Source organism: Mesorhizobium sp. B2-4-12 (assembly GCF_006441575.1).
Classification (GTDB): Bacteria; Pseudomonadota; Alphaproteobacteria; order Rhizobiales; family Rhizobiaceae; genus Mesorhizobium.
Window position 1 is genome coordinate 143291 of record NZ_VFVC01000005.1, and the last position, 23697, is coordinate 166987.

Here is a 23697-nt window from a genome sequence, read left to right on the forward strand (position 1 = left end):
ATCGCCATGCCAGTCGCTGAGCAAAATCGGGAGAGGCCGATATCAACTTCACAAAAATCCGCCGGCTGGGCACTGGCAAGCCTGTCGCTCGCCACGCTGCTGTCATCGTTGGGAACCAGCATTGCCAGCGTCGGGCTGCCCTCGCTGATGCAGGTGTTCGGTGCGCCATTTCAGGCCGTGCAATGGGTGGTTCTTGCCTATCTCCTTGCCATCACCACGCTGATCGTCAGCGCCGGGCGACTGGCCGACATGTTCGGGCGCCGGCCGTTGCTGCTTGGCGGTATCGCGCTGTTCACATCGGCATCGGTGCTCTGCGGGCTCGCGCCGACGCTCTGGCTACTGATCGCGGCTCGTGCCATGCAGGGACTTGGCGCGGCGCTGATGATGGCGCTGACGTTGGCATTCGTCACGGAGACCGTGAGCAAGGACCGGACCGGTAGTGCCATGGGCCTGCTGGGCGCCATGTCCGCCATCGGCACGACACTTGGCCCCTCGCTCGGCGGCTTGCTGATCGCCGGTCTCGGCTGGCGGGCGATCTTCCTCATCAATGTCCCGCTGGGTTTCCTGACCTTCGCCCTCGCCTGGCGAGCCCTGCCTGCCGGCAACAAGACGGCGCAACCTGTTCAAGGCAAGTTCGACGCGACAGGCACCGTCCTGCTGGCCTTGACGCTGGCCGCCTATGCGATGGCCATGACGCTTGGCCGGGGTAATTTCGGAACGCTCAACATCGGCCTGCTGGCTGTCACCGCCCTCGGCATTGCGCTGTTCGCTGTCGCGCAGCGGAGCGTAAACACCCCCCTGGTCCAGCTTGCCAGCTTCCGTGATTTGCGGCTCAGCGCCAGCCTGGCCATGAGCCTCATCGTCGCCACGGTGATAATGGCGACCCTGGTCGTCGCCCCGTTCTATCTGTCGCGGGGGCTGGGGCTGGATGCCGCGATGGTCGGCGTGGTGCTTTCGACCGGGCCGCTTGTCTCGACATTGTCGGCGCTGCTGGCCGGGCGGCTTTCGGATCGGTTTGGTGCCCACAGGATGATGGTCGCCGGCCTGATCAGCCTCGCCACGGGTACAGCCCTTCTGTCGCTCGCCATGACGACGGTCGGCATTGCCAGCTATGTCGGTCCGATCACCGTCACCTGCTTCGGCTACGCCCTGTTCCAGACATCCAACAACGCGGCTGTCATGAGCGGTGTCGGTGCCAGCGAGCGCGGCGTCATATCAGGCCTGCTCAACCTGTCGCGCAATCTCGGCCTCATCACCGGCGCTTCTCTGATGGGCGCCATATTCGCGGTTGCATCGGCCGGCACTCGGCAAGGAACAGGTCAGGACCTGCTGAGTTCCGCTTCGGCCGCCCGGGGCATGCAGGTCACCTTCGAGACGTCAACCGCCCTGGCGCTGGTCGCGCTGGTGCTTGCGCTCTTCTCGTTGCGCATTTCCGGCCGTCCACAGCCCGGGATTGCGTGACCTGTTTACGCGGTTGTCGGCCAGCTGATTGTGCGGGCGGACACCGCTCAGGCCCCTGCCCGCTTGCGGCGCTCATAGAGCATGACCAGCGTTTCCGCCGTCAGCGCCGGCTTCTCCTCACCCTTGATCTCGACCGTGTTGGCGGCCTTCATCAGGTATTGGCCAGGCCCTCTGTCTTCCATGGAAAGCAGCGTGGTGCGCAGCCGGATGCGCGCACCGACCTTGACCGGTGCCAGGAAGCGCACCTTGTCGAAGCCGTAATTGAAAGCGGCCTGCGTATTTTCCGGCACGATGCCCATACCGAGCGCCAGCGCGCCGATGATCGACAGCGTCAGGTACCCATGCGCGATCGTCGTGCGGAACGGGCTTTGCCGCCGCGCGCGTTCGGGGTCGACATGGATCCATTGATGGTCGCCGGTGCATTCGGCGAACTGGTTAATACGGTTCTGGTCGACCGTGGTCCATTCCGAGACGCCGAGCTCCTGCCCGGACATCGTCCTCAACTGCTCGTAGGTCGGCGGCGTTTTAGGCCGTATTTCAGTCATTCCTGCTTTCCCGATAGCTTGCAGCGCCTCCGGACCACGAACTGAGTGCTTCTGTCAATTCGTCGCGCATGAATCCGTTCCGCCGAATTCCGGCCGATTCGTGCCATGCTTTGCCTTGCAATGGCAGGTCGAATTCGGATTTTCTGACCGTCAAGAACGGGCGCGAGCGATAGCGTTGCGCTGGTGCAACTATGCGCAAGGTTGCGGGATTGCGAACCGGCGCCCCCGGACGAAGGCGGAACCGCAGTCCATCAAAGCCTTACTTCTGCCCATAGCCGGCGCGGATTTCCTCCATCGCCTCCTTGATGCGCGCACGCAGGATATCGATCGATTCGGTGCCGGATTCCCTCGCCAGTTCGGCTACTTCACCGGCATTTTTCAGGGCGGCCTCGAAGGATTTCCTGGCGAACTCCGTCTGCTTGGCCAGGAGTTCCTGGGGGTTCCCCGGCGCCCGGTAGCTCTGCGCCATGTCGGCAACCTCGCGCAGCGTGTCCTGCAGCATTTCGCGTTGTCTTGACAGCACCGAGGATGCACCGGCGGCATTGGCGCGCGCCGATTTCTCAAGGGCTTCGAGGTTCTTGCGGTGATGGGTAAGGATTGCCTCGACATCGACGTTGGGCATCTTCAGGTCGCGGCCGAATCTGCCGAACATGTCCATGAAGGAATCGGATTCCGGTTGCTTTGCCATAATGTCTTCTCCCCATGTTGCGCCGATGGTGCCCTCACGGGGAGAATAGCACTGGGAAGCCACATGTCCATTTCGAACACAGGCTGGCGATCGAGGCGCATCAATTGACCGGGAGCAGCAGCTCGATCGTGTAGAGCACGATACCCGCCAGCCCGCCGATGATCATACCGTTGAACCTGATATATTGCAGGTCCCTGCCGATGTTCATCTCGATCAGCCGCGTCAGTTGCGCCAGGTCCCAGCGCTTGACCTGATCGGCGATGAATTTCGACACGCCGCTCTTCTGGCTCTCGACGAAGGAGGCCAGCGCCACGACGAACCCCTGGTTCATGTCGGCCCGGATCTGCGCATCGCCGGCAAGGTGCCGCCCGACCTCGACGAACATGTTGGCGAGATGCGCGCGGATCACCGAATTCGGCGCCTTGGCGTCCTGTTCGATGAACAGGCTGAGGCTCTCCCACATATCGCCGGCCAGCGCCCTGACTTCCGGTCTGGCGAGGAAATCGTGCTTCATCTTCTCGGCACGCCTGGCATACTGCTTCGACGTCCGCAGCCGCTCGACGAAGCCTTGCGCGAATCGGTCGAACTCGGCGCGCATTGGATGGTTGGGATCGGCCCGGACCTCGTCGAGCAGGGAGCCCGCGGAGGCGACGATCTTCTTCAGCAGATAGGCGTCGGCCCTGAACAGGTTGAACAGCGATGGCAGTTCCTCGCGGATCTTCTCGCGCATCGTCGCCAGCGCCTGCTCATCGTTGAGGAAACGGCCGATCACCTTGATGAATTCGTCGAACAGCTTCTGGTGTCGGCGGTCATCGGTGAGTGCCGACAACAGTTCGGCGGCCAGTGGCGCCAACGGCACCTTTTCGATCTGCTCGAGCATGCGGCTGGTGACGAAGCCGCGCAATCCGGATTGCTCGACGGCGGCAAGCGTCTGCGGCACCAGCCGCACGACGAAGCGCGACAGGCCGGCGGCGCGCTCGGCGTCGGCCAGCCAGTCGGCGACCAGCGCTGAAAAATCGACCTCGGCCAGCTTTTCCCGCACCGGTTCCGGCGCCAGGAAGTTGACCTCGATGAAGCGGCCGAGATTATCGGCGATGCGGTTCTGGTTTTCCGGAATGATGGCGGTGTGCGGGATCGGCAGCCCGAGCGGCCGCCTGAACAGCGCCACCACCGCGTACCAGTCGGCGAGGCCGCCAATGGTCGCCGCCTCGGCGAAGGCAGCGACGAACCCCAGCCACGGATAGGTGCCCTGGAACGACTTGGCCAGCGCAAACACCAGCACGCAAAGCGCCAGAGCGGCCGTGGCGATGAATTTGGTTCGCCGCAGCGCGGAGAGTTTGGCGGCCGCGTCGGTGTCGAAACGGACGGGCGCCAGGGACTGGGCCGATTGAGACATGATGAGCCGCTCCTCGTCGATCCCAGCCTATCTAGTGCTTCGGCCGCCAAAATGCCCGCGACGACCGTTTTCCTAAGCTTTTCGCTCCACTGCGCACATAAAGTTGACGAGAATATTCATCTATCAAACGATGGCAGTCTGGAATTATTCCAAGGTATAAGCCATATTCGGATCGAGGCCAGCGTGGCGAATTCGAATTCCGGATGGGAGCCGCGCGGCAAAGTTTTGGAATCTGGCGTGGGTTGCGCCAGCGCCTAGCGAGGACAAGATGCGGCTAACGCGCCAAACCAACTATGCCATGCGCATCCTGATGTACTGTGCCGCCAACAATGACCGGTTGAGCCGCATTCCAGAGATCGCGGCCGCCTATTCCGTATCGGAGCTTTTCCTTTTCAAGATCCTGCAGCCACTGGTCGAGAACGGCCTTGTCGAGACCGTGCGCGGCAGGAATGGCGGCGTCCGGCTTGGCCGCGCAGCCGAGGCGATCAGCCTGTTCGACGTCGTGCGCGTCACCGAGGAAAGCTTCGCCATGGCCGAATGTTTCGAGAACGACGCCGCCGAATGCCCGCTGGTCGACAGCTGCGCGCTGAATTCGGCGTTGCGCGAGGCGCTCAACGCCTTCTTCGCCGTGCTGGCCCGCTACACGATCGCCGACCTCGTGGCGGCGCGGCCGAATGTGCGCAACCTGCTCGGCATCGACATGCTAGAGCGCCGCGCGCCGGCCGCATAGCGGAAGGCTATACGCTTTTCGCGTCGCACACGGTTTGGGCCACGAGGTCGGAAAATTTCCGTGCCGCGGCACGCCCGTCGAGGCCAGCCGCGCCGGCTCAGGCCGCGGCGAGCAGGCTCGCATTACCGCCCGCCGCCGTGGTGTCGACGCAGACAGCCCGCTCATGCGCATAGGCCGCCGGATTGAGCACCTCGCTGACCAGCGGCACGATCGGTCCGCTGCGCTCGGCAATGACCTTGCGCACGATGCGCGCCGCCTCGGGCGTCCCGGAAAAAGCAACGACATCGACGCGTAACGACCGCGCCTCGACCGGATCGGGCCGGCCATCGATCGCGGCCAGAGGCAGGCCTTTCCCGATCAATGCGGAAAGTGCGGCCGGCGCTCCGGGTGCCACGGCAAGCACCGCATTGCCGGCGGCGAGCGCCTGGATGGTCTGGGCAAGCAGCGTATCAGCGTCGGGACCGAGGCACAGCACCCGGCCGCGCGGCGACAGCGACAGCGTGTTGGCCTCGCCGGTCGGCCCGGGCAAATCGACCTGGCCGAAATCGATGCCGGCGGCGGCAGCGATCGCCGCCGCTCCCTTGCCGCGCAGATGCTTGCGCAGGATGGCGATCCGGTCCGGCCGGGTCGACCAGCCGCCAAGCGCCGGATCCGGCAGATTGTCGGCCAGTTCGGTCGCCGTCACCTTGTGGCCGTCCTGCACATGCGTGCCGGCCTCGGGGCCTTTGCGGAAGCGTCGGAGATAGTGCGGCCCGCCGGCCTTTGGTCCCGTACCGGACAGCCCCTCGCCGCCGAACGGTTGCGATCCAACCACGGCGCCGATCTGGTTGCGGTTGACATAGATGTTGCCGGCATGGATGCCGTCGACGAAATGCTGCACGCGGCCTTCGATACGGGTGTGCAGCCCGAAGGTCAGGCCATAGCCCTTGCGATTGATCGCCGCGATCACCGCATCGATCTCGTCGGCGTCGAACGTCGAAACGTGCAGCACCGGCCCGAATACCTCGCGCTCCATCTCCTCGATGCCCTTGACCCGAAAGACGTGCGGCGCCACGAAGCGGCCGTCCTTCGGAGCTTCGAGCTTGGCGATCAGCCTGCCCTCGAGGCCCTTCTTGGTGCAATAATCGCTGATCGAGGCCTGGGCCTCGTCATCGATGACCGGACCGACATCGGTCGAGATCAGCCAGGGATCGCCGACGTTGAGCGCTTCCATCGCGCCCTTCAGCATCTCCAGCATCTTCTTCTCGACGTCCTTCTGCACATAGAGCACGCGCAGCGCCGAACAGCGCTGGCCCGCACTCTGGAAGGCCGAGGCCAGGATATCGCGTACCGCCTGTTCCGGCAGGGCCGTGGAATCGACGATCATGGCGTTGAGGCCGCCGGTCTCGGCGATCAGCATGGCATCTGGCGCGGCGGTCTCGGCCAGCTGCTTTTCGATCAGCTTGGCGACCTCGGTCGACCCGGTGAAGCAGACACCTGCAATGCGCGGGTCGGCGGTCAGCGGCCCGCCGACCGACGGGCCGTCGCCTGGCAGAAGCTGGATAACGTCTTCCGGCACGCCGGCCTCGCGCAGCAATTCGACGGCGCGGAAGGCGATCAGCGGCGTCTGCTCGGCCGGCTTGGCGATCACCGAATTGCCGGTGACGAGTGCCGCCGCGACCTGACCGGTGAAAATGGCGAGCGGGAAATTCCACGGCGAAATGCAGACGATGGCGCCCCGCGCCTCGGTGCCCGCTTCGGCATTTGCCGCCTCGGCGGCGTAGTAGCGCAGGAAGTCTACGGCCTCGCGCACCTCGGCGACCCCGTCGGCCAACGACTTGCCGGCTTCGCGGGTTGCCAGCGCGAAAAATTCGACAGCATTGGCTTCATAGAGATCGGCGGCGCGGTTGAGGATGGCGGCACGTTCGGCAACTGGACGTCTAGCCCAGGCCGGCTGTGCTTCCACCGCGATGCGCACGGCGGTCGAGACCTGCTCGGCGGTGGCCTCGTGAACCGTGCCGACCACCTCGCCGGGTTTCGCCGGATTGACGATCGGGCGCTGCTTGCCGGCGCCCGCGGCGCGCGTGATCGGCTTGGCGTGCCAGCGGTCCGGCCCGGCAAAGGCCGCCCTTGCCTTGTCGATTGCCGCGAGCGTCACCGTGTCGGTGATGTCGAATCCCTTCGAATTGCGGCGGCCGGCTCCGAATATCTGGGAAGGCCGGGTAATCGCCGGATTGGCGGCCGGCCCCTGGTGCTCGATCGTATCGAGCGGATCGCGGGCAATGTCCTCCGGCTCGACATCCTCGTCGGTCAGCTGGTGCACAAAGGAGGAATTGGCGCCGTTCTCCAGCAGCCGGCGAACCAGATAGGCCAGCAGGTCGGAATGCGCGCCGACCGGCGCATAGATGCGGCAGCGCGTGCCTTCGGCCTTGCGCACCGTCTCGTGCAGCGCCTCGCCCATGCCATGCAGGCGCTGGAACTCGAAGCAATCGCGATCTCCCGCCATGGACAGGATGGCCGCGACGGTGTGGGCGTTGTGCGTGGCGAATTGCGGATAGATGCGGTCGGTCATGCCAAGTAGCTTCTTGGCGCAGGCTATGTAGGAGACGTCGGTGTTGGCCTTGCGGGTGAAGACGGGATAGCCGGAAAGCCCAAGCGTCTGCGCCCGCTTGATCTCGGTGTCCCAATAGGCGCCCTTCACCAGCCGCACCATGATGGTGCGATCGTACTTCTTCGCCAGCGCGTAGAGCCAGTCGATGGCAAACGCGGCGCGCGGCCCATAGGCCTGGACGACGACGCCGAAACCATTCCAGCCGGCGAGTTCCGGCTCGGCCAGCACCCGCTCGATCACGTCGAGCGACAAATCGAGGCGGTCGGCCTCCTCGGCATCGATATTGAGGCCCATGCGCGAATGGCGCGCTGCGAGCGCCAGCGTCAGCAGGCGCTCGGCCATGACCGGCAGCATCTCTTCCTTCTGCGCCACCTCATAGCGTGGATGCAGCGCCGAGAGCTTGACCGAGATGCCATGGTTCTGGCGGATGTCGGGGCTGTTGGAACCGGAATCGAGCGAGGAAATGGCGTCGGCATAGGCGCTGTGGTAGCGCAAGGCGTCGGCCTCGGTGCGGGCGGCCTCGCCCAGCATGTCGAAGGAATAGAGATAGCCCTTCTGGATCATCGGCCTGCCGCGCTTGACGGCTTCCGCGATGGTGCGGCCGAGCACGAACTGCTCGCCCATTTCGCGCATGGCGGCGGCGACCGCCTTGCGGATGACCGGCTCGCCCAATCGCCGCACCATCGAACGCAACGTGCCTTCGATGCCGCCCTCGCCCTCGTCGAGTACGCGGCCAGTTAGCATCAGCGCCCAGGTCGAAGCATTGACGAAGATCGAGCTCGAACCGCCAGAATGCGCCGACCAATCGTGCGGCGCGATCTTGTCGGCGATGAGATCGTCCATCGTCTCGGTATCAGGCACGCGCAGCAGCGCCTCGGCCAGGCACATCAGCGCCACGCCTTCCTTGGTGGAGAGGCCATAGGCGGAGAGGAAGACCTCCATGAGCCGTGGATCCGACGAGCCGCGCACCGCCCGCACCAGGTCGGCGGCGCGGGCCGAAATCGCCCTGCGGTTCTCGGCCGAGAGCCCCGTCGTCTCCGCCAGACGCTTCAGCGCCTCGTCTTCGTCGGGCAGGTAGTTGGCACGGATCTGCTGGCGGATGGCGTCGAGCGGCATGGCGGTCCTATGAGCAAGCATAAGGGAGCGGCCCGGCGGTCACCGGACCGAATGGCGCAAGCTAGCACAGGCGCGAATTTTCGTCGGTCCAAAGAAATCGACATTTTAGCCCATATGATCTATCATAGCGCCATAAATTCATTAAACGGACTATGTTTTTCATGACAGAAGACCAATTGGACCGGATCGACAGGAACATCCTGTCGGCGCTGGCGAGCAACGGCCGGCTTTCCATGTCCGAACTGGCGGCAAAGGTCGGTCTTTCCAAGACACCCGTGCAAGCGCGGGTGAAGCGGCTAGAGAAGGACGGCTTTATCAGAGGCTACCAGGCGATCATTGATCGGGAGCGCATGGGCGAAGGCCATGTCGCCTTCGTCCAGGTGAAATTGTCGGACACCCGTTCCGCCGCGCTGGACGCTTTCAACCGCGCCGTTCAGGGCGTGCCGGAGATCGAGCAGTGCCACATGATGGCGTCGAGCTTCGACTATCTGCTGAAGGTGCGCACCAGGGACATTGCCGCCTATCGCCGCGTGCTCGGCGAGCGTATTTCGGCCCTGCCTCATGTCGCGCAGACCTCCACCTTCGTGGCGATGGAGACGGTGAAGGATCGATGACCATGATCCCGAAAAGCAGACGCCGGTTTTCGGACGAGATTATGGTCAAATAAGAAAACAGAGCCTATTCCGAAAGCGTCTTCAGGAACGCCACCAGCGCCGCGCGCTCGCGATCCGAAAGCTGCAGCGGATGGATTTCGGATACACCTTCGACGCTCGGTGCAGCCTTGGCGTAGTGCGCAACCACCTCGTCGAGCGACGAAAACTGACCGGCGTGCATATAGGGCGGGCGTGTTGCCGCGCCGCGCAGCGACGGTGTCTTGTAGGCGCGGATCAGTTCCGGCGCGTCCTTGACCATGAAGCGCAACTCGCCGCAGGCGCTGACGTCGCCATCCCGATACGCGCCGAAGCAGTTGAACGGGTCAGCCTCTACCTGTGCCACCGCGTCGATGCGTCCGCGATCCGGCGGCAGACCTGCGACAGGCGGCACGCCCGTGTTGTGAAAGCCGTTGTCGGTGAAGCGCGGGCCGTTGTGACAGGTCACGCAATTGGCCTTGCCGATGAACAGTTTCAGCCCAAGGATCTCCTCCCTGGAAAAGGCCGCGTCGTCTTTCGGCTCGGCGCCTGTGACGAGGTCGAGCGCAAAGCGGTCGAAACGCGTCTGTGCCGGTTCGATCGAGCGTTCGAAGGCCGCGATCGCCTTGCCTATGTTGGCATAGACGCGGTTGACGGCGTCGCGCTGCGCGTCGCTCATCGCGTTCCAGGCAGCCCTCTCGGCATCGCTTCCAAGCGGGCTGGCATTGAGCGGAATGCCGGAGAAATCGGGCAGCGGCCCGAAGATGCGCTCATAACGTTCGCCGAAGCGCGCCTTGATGTAGTGCGCATAGGTGGCGCGGTTTCCCGCCTGCTCCAGCGGATTTTCCAGCGGCGTCAACGCTTGCGCCCACAGACTGTCGCGACGGCCGTCCCAGAACAACCAGGGGTCGCGCGCCACGCCGGCCAGCGCCATGGTGCGGCGGTTGGTGCGGCCGATGCCCACCGCCTGCGGCAGGTCATCCTGGAACTGCCGGTCGATCTTGTGGCAGGTCGAGCAGGACACCGTACCGTCGCGACTCATCCCTACGTCGAAGAACAGCGTCGAGCCAAAAGCCGCGGCCGCCGGCACGTCGGCAAAACGGTTGGTGGTGTCGGGCTTCAGAAGCGGCAGCGTGTTCAACGCCAGAGAAGCGATGGTCTTCTTCTCGGCGTCGGAGAAATCCGGTTTGCCGCAGCCAGCGAGGATGGCCGCCACTGTCAGCGCCAGAAAGAAGAAAAGACGCTTCATCGATCGCTCACAGCACCACGTTGAACAGCACCGTGTCGGAGCCGGCGGTGGCCGAGATGGCGAAGTGCAGCTGCCACCAGCCGCTCATCGTGAATTTCACCCCCTCGATGCGATAGCGGCCGTCGCCGAGATAGTCGGTCGCCTGCGGGCTGGTCGGAAGGCCGTGATTGTGCTGCGGCATTCCCCCGGAGATGGTGATCGCGGCCCCCTCCACCGGCGCACCGGCCTTCGTCTTCAAGGTCAGCAGCCAGGATTCCAGCTCGCCCTGCCGCACGACGCCCCTCTCCGGCGCGAAGCTCGCCATGAACAGCCCGTTGTCCGTGGTCTTTGTCCGCGAGACATCCGGGCCGATGGGCTGTGCCGATTGCGGCGCGGTCAGATAGACGATCGCGAGAACGCCGACCAGCAGAGCAGCCAGACCAAGACCTGCCAGGAGATAACGCCATAACGATGCCAAACCGGTTCCTCTTCTGCGGACAACGTTCTGCCGGGAGGATCGCATCCCGCCAGGCCGTGGGAAACGCTGTGGCGGAAAAAAGCCTGCTTGCCAAGCATGGCGCTGTCGCCGGCAAAAAGCTACAGCACCAAAATCACTGGAGGATTGCAGATGGCGGGAAACGGCGTCGCCTCGATCGGCGAATGCATGCTCGAATTGTCGGGGCAGACCGGCCCCAACTGGCGCATGGGTTTTGCCGGCGACACGTTCAACACACTGTGGGCGCTGCATGCGTTGAGCGGGGACCGGCCGGCAACCTATGTCTCGGCCTTCGGCGACGACCCCTTCTCGCAGGGCCAGATCGGCTTCTTCGTCGAAAACGGCATCGGCATCGGCTCCAGCCCGGTGATACCGGGAGCGCGCCCCGGCCTCTATGCGATCACGTTGACCGGCGCCGAGCGCTCCTTCACCTACTGGCGCGGCGACGCCGCCGCACGGCAGCTCGCGTCGGACGCTGAGGCACTGTCGAAAAGCCTGAAAAATCAGTCGCTTGTCTACTTCAGCGGAATCACTTTGGCAATTCTGGACGAGGCCGCGCGCAAAACGCTGGTGACGGCCCTGGCAAAGGCGCGGGCGGCTGGCTCGCTGATCGCCTTCGATCCCAATTACCGGCCACGGCTCTGGCGCAACCGCCAGGACGCGCAGGCGGCGATCGTCGAAGCGCTTGATGTCACCGACATCGCGTTGCCGACCTTCCCCGACGAGCAGATGCTGTTTGATGATGCATCGCCACGGGCAACCGCGGAGCGGCTCGGGCGACAGGTCGGCGAAGTTGTCGTCAAGAATGGCGAGCAGCCGGCATTGGTTGCCGAAAACGCGACAGTGGAGGATGTGCCCGCGATCCATGTCGCTGCCCCCGCCGACACGACCGGCGCCGGCGATTCCTTCAATGGCGGCTATCTCGCGGCGCGTCTTGCCGGTCATGGCCCTCGGGAAGCCGTCCGCCGGGCCCATCGTGTCGCCGCCGCCGTGGTGCAGGTTAGCGGCGCGCTGGCGCCATTCGAGACTCTGCGAACTGCGTTCGACGGCCTAGGTCCAACCTGATCCTCGGAGATTTAAGGCAGGCGGAACCGGTATTCCGTCACATGGTGGTAGATCGCGCCAGGCCACAGCGTCGCCTGCGGGAAATACGGCCGGTTCGGTGCATCCGGCCATGTCTGCGGCTCCAGGCAGAAGCCGCAGAAAGGCTTGTAGCCGCGCCCCTCCAGCCCGGTGCGCGGCGTCACGTACTGACCAGTGTAGAGCTGAATACCGGGCTCCGTGGTCCAGACCTCCATTTCGACACCTGAACTCGCCCCTTGCGTCCATGACGCCTGCTTCAGCGGCCCGCGCGTCGAGGCAAGGCAGAAATTCCGGTCGTAGGGAAGCTGCTCGCCCTCGGTTTCCATGCGCAACGGCCGTGCCTGACGGAAATCATAGGGCGTGCCGTCGACCGGCTTGACCACGCCGGTCGGGATCATGTCGCCATCAACCGGCAGATAGGCGCCGGCATTGAGCATCATCCGGTGGTCGAGGATGTCGCCGGCGCCGCCATCATCCAGGTTGAAATAGGAGTGCTGGGTGAGATTGCACAGCGTCGGCTCCTCGCAGGTCGCCGTCAGTTCGACGCTGAGCGTGCCGGGGATCTTCAACCGGTAGGTGCAGGTGACATCGAGCGCGCCGGGAAAACCCATCGCACCGTCCGGATCATGCAGCGTCAGCGTGACGAAGTCCCTGCCATGCAGCGAAACCGCCCACGGCCGATGCGAATAGCCTTGCGAGCCGCCATGCAGCGTATGCTTGCCGAGGAAGTTGCGTTCCGTCTGGTAACGGTTGCCGCCAATCGTGAAGCGGCCGTCGGCGATGCGATTGGCATAGCGGCCAACCACCGCGCCGAAGAAGGCAGTATCGGTTTCATAGGCTTCCAGATTGCCGTAGCCGAGCACCAGCGGCGCATCGTGTCCGGTCAGGCGCAAATCCTGAATGATGGCGCCCAGCCCGATGATGTTGGCGGTGATTCCGCCGCCTCGGATCGTGAAGCGGCGCACCGGATCGCCTGCCTGCGTCGTGCCGAAAACCTCGCCGTCCTTCATCGCCATGCCCGCAAACGCCAGTTGATCCAGAAGAGTTCGGCTGGTCTTCCATGAGAGATGGGAAGACCAACGGCCTTCCCATCCGGGAAGCTCTATCAGAGGCCGAGGCCGCCGATGCAGACATATTTGGTATCGAGGTAATCCTCGATGCCCTGGTGTCCGCCTTCCTTGCCCAGACCCGATTCCTTGACGCCGCCGAACGGCGCCTCCGGCGTGGTGATGAGACCTTCGTTGACGCCGACCATGCCGTATTTCAGGCCTTCCATGACCCGGAAAGCGCGGCCGAGATCGCCGGTGTAGAAATAGCAGGCAAGGCCGAACTCGGTGTCGTTGGCGAGCGCCACCGCCTCTTCCTCGGTCTCGAATTTGAACACCGGCGCGATCGGGCCAAAAATCTCTTCCTTCATGAAGCGCATCTTGGGCGTGGCGTCGGCGATCACCGTCGGCTGGAAGAACGAACCGCCAAGCGCATGGCGCTTGCCGCCGGCAACAACCTTACCGCCCTTGGAGGTGGCGTCGGCGATGAATTCCTCGACCTTCTCGACCGCCTTCTCGTCGATCAGCGGTCCCTGCTGCACGCCCTCCTCAAGGCCGGAACCGACCTTCAGTCCGTTGCTGGCCGCGGCCAGCTTCTCGACGAACCTGTCATAAACGCCCGCCTGGACGAGGAAGCGGTTGGTGCAGACGCAGGTCTGGCCGGAGTTACGGTACTTGGCAGTGATGGCGCCCGTGACGGCACGGTCGATGTCGGCATCGTCGAAGACGATGAACGGCGCGTTGCCGCCAAGCTCCATCGACACCTTCTTGACCGTGGCCGACGACTTCTGGATGAGGATCTTGCCGACCTCTGTCGATCCGGTGAAGGTGATCTTCTTGACCAGCGGATTGGCGCAGATCTCATCGCCGATCTCGCCGGCGGCGCCGGTCAGGATGTTGACGACGCCCTTGGGGAAGCCGACTTCCTCCGCAAGCGCGCCCCAGGCGAGACCCGAATACGGCGTCTGCGAGGCTGGCTTGACGACGGCGGTGCAGCCGGCGGCAAGGGCCGGACCGAGCTTGCGGGCCAGCATCGAGGACGGGAAATTCCACGGCGTGATGGCGGCGATGACGCCGACCGGTTCCTTCGTCACCAGGATGCGGCGGTCCGCCCACGGCGACGGTACGATGTCGCCATAGGCGCGGCGGCCTTCTTCGGCAAACCACAGGATGTAGGCAGCGGCCGAACCGATCTCGCCTTTCGATTCGAACAGCGACTTGCCCTGCTCGATGGTCAAGAGCTCGGCCAGCACGTCCTGATTGTCCATCATCGCGTCATGCAGCTTGCGCAGCAGCTTCGAGCGCTCGAGAGCGGTGGTCTTGCGCCAGGTCTTGAATGCCTCATCGGCGGCTTCGATGGCGCGGCGCGTTTCGGCCTTGCCCGACTTCGGCACCGTGCCGATCTTGAGACCGGTGGCCGGGTTGGTGACGTCGACCGTCTGACCGCTGTCGGCCGGGACCCATTCGCCATTGATGAGATTGGCCTGCCGCATGAAATGGCTGGTTTTCTGAAGCATGGTCTATCCTCCGTTCGGCGCGCTAACGGGCCGGTCTGTGAATTCTGCGTGAAGCGTGCGCATGACTGGAGCCTGCTCTTTACCTAGGGCAAGGCCCGCAAGCAATCGCAAGATGGCATATAGGGCTTGGGCCAGCCCATAACGAGAGCAACCGTGGTTCGCTGAAGGGTGTGTATCGACATATCCTACCCAAAGACATGCAAAACAATCGTCAGCCAGAAGGCCGTGGTAACGGCGGCAAAGGCGGTGGCGATCGTCATCTGGTTCGATGCCAGCGCCTGGCCGGTGTTGAACTGCACCGCGATAAGATAGGAATTGATGCCGGACGGCAGCGCCGCCACCACGACGGCCACCTTGGCTGTCAAGGGCGGCAGGCCGAGCAGCCAGACGAAGCCCAGAACCAGCGCCGGCATCAGGAACAGTTTCAGCGCCGAAAGCGCCAGTGCCGGCCGCACATTGCCCGATATGCCGAAGCGGCGCAGGCTGAGCCCCATGGCGAACAGCGCCACCGGCCCGGCGGTGTTTGCCAGGGCCTCGACCAGCCGCGTCACGAGGGCCGGCAATGGCACGCCGCCGAGCCGCCACGCCAGCCCCAGGAGAATGCCGATGATCAGCGGGTTGATGAACAGCCGCTTCAGGAAACTGTGCAGGACCCGCAGCGGATGCACATGCTCGCCACTGCCGCGGCCGAACATTTCGAACAGCACGATCGACGCCATCATCATGATCGGCAGGTGCACGCAAACCAGCAGCGACAGAACTTCGAAGCCACTCGGGCCGAATATGCCGAGGATGAAGGGAGCGCCGAGCAGCACGATGTTGGAAAAGGCCGACGAGACGCCTCCGACGACGCCGGCGCGGGCATCGCGTCCGAATATCCGCGTGATGACGACATGGCCGGCGGTCCAGGTGATCGCCGCCGCCGTGAAGTAGGCGCCCCACAGCGGCCAGGGCGCCACGCCGTGGAAATCCGCTTTCACCATGGTCTGGAACAAAAGCAGCGGCATCGCCACCGAAACCGCGAAATCGGATATGCCCTCGCCGCTCGCCGGCCTGAGATAGCCGGTAAGCCCGGCGAGATAGCCGAGCGCGACCAGGCTGAAGACGAAGAGGACGGTTTCCGTGAGCGGAGACATTTTTTCAGGGATAGGCGAGCCATGCCCGGGGCGCAATCGCGGCAATATCCACAGTAGCCGCCCCAGCGATGACCACCGGAATATCTGAAAGTCGGCGAACTCTTCTGGAAACGCAACGTATGGTTTGTCATCTTGCCGGCCAGAAGATCGATCTGGTGAGGAAGCAACTCGCTAAAAAGTGAGGCTCGGAACGCGGCCGGTTCTTGGCTTGTCTTTGTGTCTGCCTTCCAATGCCTATATGCGAATCGTCGGAGGCCGATGCCGGGCTCCTGGAAGGTGACGATGTTCCGATTGGCCTTGGCGTTGTTCCTGCTTGTTGTGCCTGTGGCGGCCCACGCAACGGATGCCGGGTGGGCGCTGCTGCGTGACGGCGGCCATGTGGTTCTGCTTCGCCACGCCATGGTCACCGGCACCAGTGACCCCGCCAATTTCGACATCGACAACTGCGGCACCCAGGTCAATCTGTCGGCGCGCGGCAAGCAGCAGGCGAGCAGGATAGGCGCCCTGTTTGCCGCCCGCGCGGCGCCCGTTGAGCGCGTGCTCTCCAGCCGCTACTGCCGCTGCCTCGACACAGCGCGCATCGCCTTCGAGGCCGAGCCGAAACTGTTCGCGCCGCTCGACCTCTTGAAGGGCGACGATGGGCAGAAGGCCGCGCAGATCGCCGGCATCCTGAAGGAAATCCGCGCTTATTCCGGCTCCGACAATCTGGTCATGGTCACCCACCTGGAAAACATCGTCGCGCTCACCGGCATCTCGCCGCGCGAGGGCGAAGCCGTGGTCGTCGAGCCGCAGGGCGACGGCCTGCGCGTGCTCGGCCGCGTCACTTTCTGAGGACCGGCCCGAGGACCGGCAAGACGGCGGCGATTTGCCATCGCCGGCAGCTGCCGGAACGTGAACCGGCGGAACTGCCGCTTGACCGGCGGACCTTCTTGCGTTTCTTGGGCATGCTTCCCATCTGCGCCCGGCTCATCAGGCCTTTTCCTGCCGGGAAAAACCGATTAGACAGCGCCCAAACCAAGCTGCGGACAGATTCCGCCCGCAAAGAAGGAAAAGCCCTTGTCCACCACGTTCGACAAAGTCGCCAAGATCATTGCCGACACCAGCGAGATCGATATCGACACCATCACGCCCGAAAGCCACACGATCGACGATCTCGGTATCGACAGTCTCGACTTCCTCGACATCGTCTTCGCCATCGACAAGGAATTCGGCATCAAGGTGCCGCTGGAAAAGTGGACCCAGGAAGTCAATGACGGCAAGGCTTCCACCGACGATTACTTCGTCATGAAGAACCTGTGCGCCAAGATCGACGCGCTGGTTGCCGCCAAGACCGCCTGACGTCAGTTGAGCGCCGCGACCTTGACGCGCTCCGCCGCCTGACCCACAAAGCCGCTCATGAGCAGCCCCCGCGACGTCGTCATCACTGGAATCGGCCTTGTCTCCTCATTGGGAGAAGGCCCGGAAGCCCATTGGCAGAAGCTCGCGCAACCAGGCCTGCAGCCGGTGCTCGAAGCGGCGCGTTTTGCGCCCTACACCATCCATCCGCTGCCGGAGGTCGACTGGAACCTCCAGATCGCCAAGCGCGGCGACCAGCGGCAGATGGAAACCTGGCAGCGGCTCGGCACCTATGCGGCCGGGCTTGCGCTCGACGATGCCGGCATCAAGGGCAATGATGATCTCTGCGCCACCATGGACATGGTTGTCGCCGCCGGCGGCGGCGAGCGCGACGAGGCGGTCGATGCCGCCATTCTCGCCGCTTCGGAAAGCCGCAACGACCGCGATGTGCTGCTCAATGAGAAGCTGACTACCGAATTGCGGCCTACCCTGTTCCTGGCCCAGCTTTCCAACCTGCTCGCAGGTAACATCTCCATCGTCCATAAGGTGACCGGCTCGTCCAGAACCTTCATGGGCGAGGAAGGCGCCGGCGTCGCCGCCGTCGAGACGGCCGCCGCGCGCATCCGCTCCGGCCAGTCGACACACATCCTGGTCGGCGGCGCTTTCCAGACCGAGCATTCCGACATGTTGCTCGGCTACGAATTGGCCGGCTATCTGCATCGCGGCCCGTGGATGCCTGTCTGGCAAAGGCAGGGGGCCGAGGGCGGCGGCGTGGTGTCTGGCTCCGGCGGTGCCTTCCTGGTGCTGGAGCAGCGCGAACACGCGATGAGCCGGGGGCGCAAGATCTATGCCGAGCTCGGACCGGTCGTTTCCGGCCGCGCCAGGCGGTCGCGCGGAGAGCTCGACGCCGAGATCGCCGCACTGCTCGCCCGGGCGAAGCTGCCGAACGGCGAGTTGCTCGCCATGTCGGGCGCGTCCGGCGCGCATGCGGCAACCACCGCCGAAAAAGCCGCTCTCGATGCCAATCCGGCAATCGCCGCGCGCGGTTTCTCAACGCTGACCGGGCACATGAAGGAAGCGCAGTTTCCGTTCGCCGTCGCGCTGGCCGCATTGGCCGTCGACCGCAAGGCCGCCTACCCTGTCTTTGATGCCGCCGCCGAGAAGCCGTTCGAAGGCATTCCCGGAACCGTCCTTGCAACGGCGATCGGCTATCACCAATTCGAGGGCATGGCACTGGTCAACGCTGCGTAAGGCGGCATTGTTCGGCGATGCTGTAACGATAAAAGGTTGAGGGCTTCCGATGGCCAATCTCAGAGATCACATGGGCAGGCCGATCGTCGCCGTCACCGGCATCGGCGTGGTGACCTCGCTTGGCGTCGGCAAGGCCCATAATTGGGCGGCGCTGACCTCGGGCAAATCAGGCATCCACCCGATCACCCGCTTTCCGATCGACCACCTCAACACCCGCATCTCCGGCATGGTCGATTTCCTGCCGTCGAGTTCGAAGGGCGCCAGCCCCCTCACCTACGAACTGGCCGAGACCGCCGCGCAGGAAGCCGTGGGCGAAGCTGGCCTGAATTCCGGCGATTTCGGCGGGCCGCTGTTCCTCGCCTCGCCGCCGGTCGAGCTCGACTGGCACGAACGCTTCTCGCTCTACAATTCCGACAAGGACGACGTCGGCGCCGAAAGGCTGCTGCGGGTGGCGCGCGGCCTGAAGGAACTCGACATTTTCGAAACCACCCAGTTCGGCTCGATCGCGGACCGGCTCGCCGACCGGTTCGGCACGCGCGGGCTGCCGATCACGCTGTCGACCGCTTGCGCCTCCGGCGCCACCGCCATCCAGCTCGGTGTCGAGGCGATCCGCCGCGGCGAATGCGACCGGGCCCTGTCCATCGGCGCCGACGGTTCGGCAACCGCCGAGGCGTTGATCCGCTTTTCGCTACTGTCGGCGCTGTCGACCCACAACGATATTCCCGAAAAAGCTTCCAAGCCATTTTCCAAGGACCGCGACGGCTTCGTGCTGGCCGAGGGTTCCGGCGCGCTTGTGCTGGAATCGCTGGAAGCAGCGCTGGCCCGTGGCGCGACCGTTCTTGGCATTTTGCGTGGCTGCGGCGAAAAGGCGGACGATTTCCACCGCACCCGTTCCAAGCCGGACGGTTCGCCGGCGATCGCGGCCGTTCGCGCTGCCCTTGCCGATGCCGGCCTGGGCGAAGACGAGATCGACTACGTCAATGCGCACGGCACCTCGACGCCGGAAAACGACAAGATGGAGCATCTGTCGCTGTCGACCGTGTTTGGCGAGCGGATCGGCTCGATGCCGATCTCGTCGAACAAGTCGATGATCGGCCACACGCTGTCGGCGGCGGGCGCCGTCGAGGCCGCGTTCTCGCTGATGACCATGCGCGAAGGCGTCATTCCGCCGACCATCAATTACGACAATCCTGACCCCGCGATCGTGCTCGACGTGGTGCCGAACAAGAAGCGCAATGCCGAGGTTCGCAGCGTTCTGTCGAACTCCTTCGGCTTCGGCGGCCAGAACACTTGCCTTGTCATGGCGCGGGAACCGGTCTAAGCGACCTTTTTCAGTCCCACTGAACCGACAGGCCCAATGCGCGCATTGCAACTTATCGAGGACCGCCGTCTTGAAACGGTGGACCTGCCGCCTCCCCCGCCCCCCGCACTCGGAGAAGTCACGCTGCGCATCAAGGCGGTGGCGCTGAACCATATCGACGTCTGGGGCTGGCGCGGCATGGCCTTCGCCAAGCGCAAATTGCCGTTGGTCGTCGGCGCGGAAGCCTCCGGCGAGGTCGAGGCGGTCGGCCCAGGCGTCTCGAGCCTGCTGCCCGGACAATTGGTGTCGATCTACGGCGCGCGCACCTGCGGCCTTTGCCATGCTTGCCGCGAAGGCCGCGACAATCTGTGCGAACATGTCTCCGGTGTCCACGGCTTCCACCTCGACGGTTTCGCGCAGGAGAAGATCAACCTGCCGGCGCGCCTGTTGGTCCCAGCGCCGCCTGGCGTGAGCGACATCGGCGCCGCGGTGGCTCCCGTCACCTTTGGCACGGTCGAGCACATGCTGTTCGACAATGCGAAACTTCAGCCCGGCGAGACCATCCTCATCCATGCCGGCGGCTCCGGCATCGGCTCTGCCGCAATCCAGCTGGCCAAACGCATGGGCTGCACGATCATCACCACGGTCGGGTCGAACGACAAGATCGAAAAGGCCAAGGCGCTTGGCGCCGACCATGTCATCAACTACCGCGACGACCGTTTCGAAGGCGTCGTGCGCAAGCTGACGAAGAAGAAGGGCGTCGACGTCGTGTTCGAACATGTCGGCGCCGATACCTTTGCCGGCTCAATGTTGTGCCTGAAGCGCGGCGGCCGGCTGGTCACCTGCGGCTCGACATCAGGCGTGTCGACGCAGATCAACCTGATGCAGCTGTTCCAGCAGCAGCTGAAACTTCTGGGATCGTTCGGCTGCCGCATGGAGAACATGGCCAACGCCATGCAGAAGATGGCGGCCGGACAGGTCGCGCCGATCATCGACACCGAGGTCGGCTTCGGCGATATCGATGCGGCGCTGAAGCGCATGGAAGGCCGCGACGTCTTCGGCAAGATCATCCTGCGCGTCGCCTAGGCCCTGATTTCCGTGCTCAAGAAGCTTCGCCGCGACCTGAAGTTCCGCTATGGTCGGCAGCTGCGCCAAGTGAATTACTGGCTGGTTGCACGCGCCGCGATGATCATCATGTCGATGCTGCGCCTGCTGCCGGTCGACAGCGCGCTGAATTTCGCCGACCGCGTCGCACGCCTCATTGGTCCAAGGGTCGGGCGTCATCAGGTCGCCATCGACAATCTGCGCAAGGCCTATCCGGAAAAGAGCGAGGGCGAAATCCAGGCCATCGCTTCCGACATGTGGGGCAACATGGCCCGGCTTGCCGCCGAATACATTTTCCTTGACGCCCTGTTCGACTATGACCCGGCCGCCAGCAAGCCCGGCCGCATCGAGGTCAGGGGCACTGAACACTTCATCGAGATCGCGGCCGAAAAGCAGCCCCATATCGTCTTCACCGGCCATCTCGGCAATTTCGAGCTGCTGCCGGTGGCGGCGGCCACCTTCGGCATGAACATCACGGCGCTGTTTCGCCCGCCCAACAACCCATACCTCGCCGACTACATCCTTTCGACGCGTCGCTCGACCATGGGATCGCTGCTGCCGTCGATGGCCGGCGCCTCGTTTGCCTTGGCCGGGGTGCTGGAAAACGGCGGCAACATTGGCGTTCTCGTCGACCAGAAATTCTCCAATGGCCTGGAGACGACCTTCTTCGGCCGTCCCTGTCAAAGCAATCGCGTGCTCGGCACCCTTGCCCGCCACTACGATTGCGATGTCTATCCGGCGCGCTGTGTCAGGCTGCCGGGCAACCGCTTCCGCCTCGAAATCGAGGACAAGCTGGTCTTGCCGCGCACGGCCGACGGCAGCGTCGACGTCCCCGCCGCCACCCAGATGCTGAACGACGTGGTCGAGCGTTGGGTGCGCGAGGATCCTGGCCAGTGGATGTGGTTCCACAAGCGGTGGGAGATCAGCAACTGGCGGCGCAAACGGCGGCCCAAGCCAGCTCCCGTCTCAGACGCTTGAGCCAGCCGCCGGCGAGAACGCGAGTTCTACGCCGGCCGACGAAGCCGATTTGGACGACATTAGTTGCTGACGACAATGCGTGTGTTGCCGAGGCCCACTTCCCGCACCATCGTATAGAAGGTCGCGGCATTGGCCGTGTGCAGCCGCACGCAGCCATGCGAAGCCGGGCGGCCGAGTTGCCTGATGGCGCCCGTTCCATGGATGGCGTAGCCACCGCGGAAGAACACGGAATAAGGCATCGGCGACATGTCGTATTTTCGCGAATACCACATCCGCGCGGTCCGCTGCGGCCGGTAAGTGCCGCGCGGCGTGAAATAGCCCGGACGGGCGGTGGACACGGCCCACCGGTAAACCGCCGAGCCATACCTGACGGTCATCGTCTGCGACGACACGTCGATGTTCGCCACCAGCATCGCCGCCTGACTTGCGATCGATGTACCAAACAGCGCGGTTGCCAGCATCGCTGCCAAAAAAAAGAACTTTTTCATACGATCAAACCCCTTTGATTGCCCCTTGCCTGCCCGCCATCACGTTGTTTTCACTTTTTTAATGGCGATGAACAGATAGCACATACTCCTTGATCAATTCGCCAATCCAACGCAGCGAATTTGAACGATTTCCCGCAATAGTTGCCGCAACGACGCGCCGCACGGCTCGATCGATCGAGGGGCTTGCAAAACCACAGGGATCGCTGCTCAACTCGTGGCATGGACGAGCGACTCCTCAAGGCAATCGACATAAGGCGCGACGAGATGGTGGCGCTGACCGGCGACCTGATCCGTTTTCCAACCATCAATCCACCGGGCGAAGCCTACCGGCCTTGCGCCGAATATATCGGCGCGCGGCTGAAGAAGCGCGGCTTCGAAACCGAGTTCATCCGCGCCGAAGGCACGCCTGGCGACACCGATCGCTACCCGCGCGTCAATGTCGTGGCCCGTTTCGACGGAAGATCACCCGGCGCCTGCGTCCACTTCAATTCGCATATCGACGTGGTCGAGGCCGGCGACGGCTGGACCGTCGATCCCTTTGCCGGCATCGTCAGGGACGGCAAGGTCTACGGCCGCGGCGCCTGCGACATGAAGGGTGGCCTGGCCGCCTCCATCATCGCCGTCGAAGCCTTCATGGAAGTCTTCCCCGATTTTCCCGGCGCCATCGAAATATCGGGCACGGTCGACGAGGAATCCGGTGGCTTCGGCGGCGTCGCCCATCTGGCCAGGCTCGGTTATTTCTCGAAACCCAGGGTCGACCACGTCATCATCCCTGAGCCATTGAACAAGGACCGCATCTGCCTTGGCCATCGCGGCGTCTGGTGGGCGGAGATCGAGACCAAGGGTGAGATCGCCCACGGCTCGATGCCCTTCCTCGGCGACAATGCGGTACGCCATATGGGCGCCGTGCTGCGGGCCTTCGAAGACGAACTGTTCCCGGCTCTCGACCGCAAGATGACGCGCATGCCCGTTGTGCCTGAAGGTGCCAGGCGCTCGACCATGAACATCAACTCCATCCATGGCGGCCAGACCGAGGATTTCCGGCCCGGCCTGCCCTCGCCCAACGTGCCCGATTCCTGCCGGCTGACCATCGACCGCCGCTTCCTGCTCGAAGAGGATCTCGCCACGGTCAAGGGCGAAGTGACTGATATTCTCGACAGGCTGAAGCGCGAACGCAAAAAGTTCGACTACGAGATCCGCGACTTGATGGAAGTGTTGCCGCTGATGACCGAGCGCGACGCGCCGGTGGTCAAGGCGGTGGCGCAAGGCATTCATGCGATCTTCGACCGCGAGCCCGATTACGTCATCTCGCCCGGCACCTACGACCAGAAGCACGTTGCGCGGATCGGCCACATCTACGACTGCATCGCCTATGGGCCGGGCATTCTCGACCTGGCACACCGGCCGGACGAGTGGGTCGGCATATCGGACATGGTGGAATCGGCCAAGGTAATGGCGATCGGCCTCAACGTGCTGCTGCGCGGCACGGCTGCATGATTAGGCCGCGGCGCAAAAACATTTCACTTCGCGTGACGCGACAGCACGAAACGCAATTTACTCCCGCGCGAAATCACGCTTCT

21 protein-coding genes are annotated in these 23697 nt (G+C 64.0%); 11 read left to right on the top strand and 10 right to left on the bottom strand.

Annotated features, from left to right (window positions below):
• The first annotated feature begins 6 nt into the window (after positions 1–6).
• Entirely contained in the window at positions 7–1461 is a 1455-nt protein-coding gene (locus FJ934_RS05290) for an MFS transporter (RefSeq protein WP_140607592.1), read from the top strand.
• Between the two features lie 47 nt (positions 1462–1508).
• Here the strand turns inward: FJ934_RS05290 and FJ934_RS05295 are convergent, their stop codons facing one another.
• The 3 genes from FJ934_RS05295 to FJ934_RS05305 all read right to left on the bottom strand — a co-directional run bounded on the left by FJ934_RS05295 (position 1509) and on the right by FJ934_RS05305 (position 4090).
• Positions 1509–2006, bottom strand: coding sequence for a MaoC family dehydratase (locus FJ934_RS05295; RefSeq protein WP_140607593.1), 498 nt, complete (start codon positions 2004–2006; stop codon positions 1509–1511).
• A gap of 259 nt (positions 2007–2265) precedes the next feature.
• A complete protein-coding gene (locus tag FJ934_RS05300) occupies positions 2266–2694 on the bottom strand; it encodes a phasin family protein (protein ID WP_140607594.1) in 429 nt (142 codons plus the stop codon).
• 100 nt (positions 2695–2794) lie between these two features.
• The gene (locus tag FJ934_RS05305) at positions 2795–4090 is read right to left on the bottom strand and encodes a DUF445 domain-containing protein (protein WP_140607595.1); all 1296 of its coding nucleotides are present in this window, start codon (positions 4088–4090) and stop codon (positions 2795–2797) included.
• A 268-nt stretch (positions 4091–4358) separates the two neighbouring features.
• On the opposite strand from FJ934_RS05305, the gene rirA reads away from it, so the two are divergent.
• Positions 4359–4820, top strand: a complete 462-nt coding sequence (rirA, locus tag FJ934_RS05310) for an iron-responsive transcriptional regulator RirA (RefSeq protein ID WP_137934645.1) — start codon at positions 4359–4361, stop codon at positions 4818–4820.
• A gap of 97 nt (positions 4821–4917) precedes the next feature.
• Here the strand turns inward: rirA and putA are convergent, their stop codons facing one another.
• Positions 4918–8526, bottom strand: a complete 3609-nt coding sequence (gene putA / locus FJ934_RS05320) for a bifunctional proline dehydrogenase/L-glutamate gamma-semialdehyde dehydrogenase PutA (protein WP_140607596.1) — start codon at positions 8524–8526, stop codon at positions 4918–4920.
• A gap of 161 nt (positions 8527–8687) precedes the next feature.
• Between putA and FJ934_RS05325 the strand changes: the two genes are divergently transcribed.
• A complete protein-coding gene (locus FJ934_RS05325; protein WP_140607597.1) occupies positions 8688–9140 on the top strand; it encodes an Lrp/AsnC ligand binding domain-containing protein in 453 nt (150 codons plus the stop codon).
• A 64-nt stretch (positions 9141–9204) separates the two neighbouring features.
• Here FJ934_RS05325 and FJ934_RS05330 read toward each other — a convergent pair whose 3' ends face one another.
• Positions 9205–10404, bottom strand: a complete 1200-nt coding sequence (locus FJ934_RS05330) for a cytochrome c peroxidase (RefSeq protein WP_140607598.1) — start codon at positions 10402–10404, stop codon at positions 9205–9207.
• Between the two features lie 7 nt (positions 10405–10411).
• On the bottom strand, positions 10412–10861 hold the full coding sequence (locus tag FJ934_RS05335) for a FixH family protein (protein WP_140607599.1): 450 nt from the start codon (positions 10859–10861) through the stop codon (positions 10412–10414).
• A 150-nt stretch (positions 10862–11011) separates the two neighbouring features.
• Between FJ934_RS05335 and FJ934_RS05340 the strand changes: the two genes are divergently transcribed.
• Positions 11012–11944, top strand: a complete 933-nt coding sequence (locus tag FJ934_RS05340) for a sugar kinase (RefSeq protein WP_140607600.1) — start codon at positions 11012–11014, stop codon at positions 11942–11944.
• An 11-nt stretch (positions 11945–11955) separates the two neighbouring features.
• Here the strand turns inward: FJ934_RS05340 and FJ934_RS05345 are convergent, their stop codons facing one another.
• The 3 genes from FJ934_RS05345 to FJ934_RS05355 all read right to left on the bottom strand — a co-directional run bounded on the left by FJ934_RS05345 (position 11956) and on the right by FJ934_RS05355 (position 15661).
• Positions 11956–12978 carry an aldose epimerase family protein gene (locus FJ934_RS05345; protein WP_140607601.1) on the bottom strand — a complete coding sequence of 341 codons (1023 nt, stop codon included), beginning with the start codon at positions 12976–12978 and terminating at the stop codon, positions 11956–11958.
• Between the two features lie 89 nt (positions 12979–13067).
• Complete coding sequence (locus FJ934_RS05350) at positions 13068–14525, bottom strand: NAD-dependent succinate-semialdehyde dehydrogenase (RefSeq protein ID WP_140607602.1); 1458 nt, start codon at positions 14523–14525, stop codon at positions 13068–13070.
• Between the two features lie 185 nt (positions 14526–14710).
• Positions 14711–15661 carry an AEC family transporter gene (locus FJ934_RS05355; protein WP_140607603.1) on the bottom strand — a complete coding sequence of 317 codons (951 nt, stop codon included), beginning with the start codon at positions 15659–15661 and terminating at the stop codon, positions 14711–14713.
• Positions 15662–15943: 282 nt separating this feature from the next.
• Between FJ934_RS05355 and FJ934_RS05360 the strand changes: the two genes are divergently transcribed.
• The 6 genes from FJ934_RS05360 to FJ934_RS05385 all read left to right on the top strand — a co-directional run bounded on the left by FJ934_RS05360 (position 15944) and on the right by FJ934_RS05385 (position 21629).
• Positions 15944–16492: a histidine phosphatase family protein gene (locus FJ934_RS05360; RefSeq protein ID WP_140607604.1), complete on the top strand. Its 549-nt coding sequence runs from the start codon at positions 15944–15946 to the stop codon at positions 16490–16492.
• Between the two features lie 225 nt (positions 16493–16717).
• Positions 16718–16999, top strand: a complete 282-nt coding sequence (locus FJ934_RS05365) for an acyl carrier protein (RefSeq protein WP_010909964.1) — start codon at positions 16718–16720, stop codon at positions 16997–16999.
• A gap of 57 nt (positions 17000–17056) precedes the next feature.
• Positions 17057–18247, top strand: a complete 1191-nt coding sequence (locus FJ934_RS05370; protein WP_140607605.1) for a beta-ketoacyl-ACP synthase — start codon at positions 17057–17059, stop codon at positions 18245–18247.
• 49 nt (positions 18248–18296) lie between these two features.
• A complete protein-coding gene (locus FJ934_RS05375) occupies positions 18297–19568 on the top strand; it encodes a beta-ketoacyl-ACP synthase (RefSeq protein WP_140607606.1) in 1272 nt (423 codons plus the stop codon).
• 36 nt (positions 19569–19604) lie between these two features.
• The gene (locus tag FJ934_RS05380; protein ID WP_140607607.1) at positions 19605–20633 is read left to right on the top strand and encodes a zinc-binding dehydrogenase; all 1029 of its coding nucleotides are present in this window, start codon (positions 19605–19607) and stop codon (positions 20631–20633) included.
• Between the two features lie 12 nt (positions 20634–20645).
• The gene (locus FJ934_RS05385) at positions 20646–21629 is read left to right on the top strand and encodes a lipid A biosynthesis lauroyl acyltransferase (RefSeq protein ID WP_181165527.1); all 984 of its coding nucleotides are present in this window, start codon (positions 20646–20648) and stop codon (positions 21627–21629) included.
• Between the two features lie 59 nt (positions 21630–21688).
• On the opposite strand, the gene FJ934_RS05390 is transcribed toward FJ934_RS05385, so the two are convergent.
• Positions 21689–22117, bottom strand: a complete 429-nt coding sequence (locus tag FJ934_RS05390; protein ID WP_140607609.1) for a L,D-transpeptidase — start codon at positions 22115–22117, stop codon at positions 21689–21691.
• A gap of 219 nt (positions 22118–22336) precedes the next feature.
• Between FJ934_RS05390 and FJ934_RS05395 the strand changes: the two genes are divergently transcribed.
• Entirely contained in the window at positions 22337–23614 is a 1278-nt protein-coding gene (locus tag FJ934_RS05395; RefSeq protein ID WP_140607610.1) for an acetylornithine deacetylase/succinyl-diaminopimelate desuccinylase family protein, read from the top strand.
• The last annotated feature ends 83 nt before the right edge of the window (positions 23615–23697 follow it).

Excerpts from the sequence above, each read along its gene's own strand:
- FJ934_RS05290 (WP_140607592.1), top strand. The coding sequence starts at position 7 with ATGCCAGTCGCTGAGCAAAATCGGGAGAGGCCGATATCAACTTCACAA.
- FJ934_RS05295 (WP_140607593.1), bottom strand. The coding sequence starts at position 2,006 with ATGACTGAAATACGGCCTAAAACGCCGCCGACCTACGAGCAGTTGAGG.
- FJ934_RS05300 (WP_140607594.1), bottom strand. The coding sequence starts at position 2,694 with ATGGCAAAGCAACCGGAATCCGATTCCTTCATGGACATGTTCGGCAGA.
- FJ934_RS05305 (WP_140607595.1), bottom strand. The coding sequence starts at position 4,090 with ATGTCTCAATCGGCCCAGTCCCTGGCGCCCGTCCGTTTCGACACCGAC.
- rirA (WP_137934645.1), top strand. The coding sequence starts at position 4,359 with ATGCGGCTAACGCGCCAAACCAACTATGCCATGCGCATCCTGATGTAC.
- putA (WP_140607596.1), bottom strand. The coding sequence starts at position 8,526 with ATGCCGCTCGACGCCATCCGCCAGCAGATCCGTGCCAACTACCTGCCC.
- FJ934_RS05325 (WP_140607597.1), top strand. The coding sequence starts at position 8,688 with ATGACAGAAGACCAATTGGACCGGATCGACAGGAACATCCTGTCGGCG.
- FJ934_RS05330 (WP_140607598.1), bottom strand. The coding sequence starts at position 10,404 with ATGAAGCGTCTTTTCTTCTTTCTGGCGCTGACAGTGGCGGCCATCCTC.
- FJ934_RS05340 (WP_140607600.1), top strand. The coding sequence starts at position 11,012 with ATGGCGGGAAACGGCGTCGCCTCGATCGGCGAATGCATGCTCGAATTG.
- FJ934_RS05345 (WP_140607601.1), bottom strand. The coding sequence starts at position 12,978 with ATGGCGATGAAGGACGGCGAGGTTTTCGGCACGACGCAGGCAGGCGAT.
- FJ934_RS05350 (WP_140607602.1), bottom strand. The coding sequence starts at position 14,525 with ATGCTTCAGAAAACCAGCCATTTCATGCGGCAGGCCAATCTCATCAAT.
- FJ934_RS05355 (WP_140607603.1), bottom strand. The coding sequence starts at position 15,661 with ATGTCTCCGCTCACGGAAACCGTCCTCTTCGTCTTCAGCCTGGTCGCG.
- FJ934_RS05360 (WP_140607604.1), top strand. The coding sequence starts at position 15,944 with ATGTTCCGATTGGCCTTGGCGTTGTTCCTGCTTGTTGTGCCTGTGGCG.
- FJ934_RS05370 (WP_140607605.1), top strand. The coding sequence starts at position 17,057 with ATGAGCAGCCCCCGCGACGTCGTCATCACTGGAATCGGCCTTGTCTCC.
- FJ934_RS05375 (WP_140607606.1), top strand. The coding sequence starts at position 18,297 with ATGGCCAATCTCAGAGATCACATGGGCAGGCCGATCGTCGCCGTCACC.
- FJ934_RS05380 (WP_140607607.1), top strand. The coding sequence starts at position 19,605 with ATGCGCGCATTGCAACTTATCGAGGACCGCCGTCTTGAAACGGTGGAC.
- FJ934_RS05390 (WP_140607609.1), bottom strand. The coding sequence starts at position 22,117 with ATGAAAAAGTTCTTTTTTTTGGCAGCGATGCTGGCAACCGCGCTGTTT.
- FJ934_RS05395 (WP_140607610.1), top strand. The coding sequence starts at position 22,337 with ATGGACGAGCGACTCCTCAAGGCAATCGACATAAGGCGCGACGAGATG.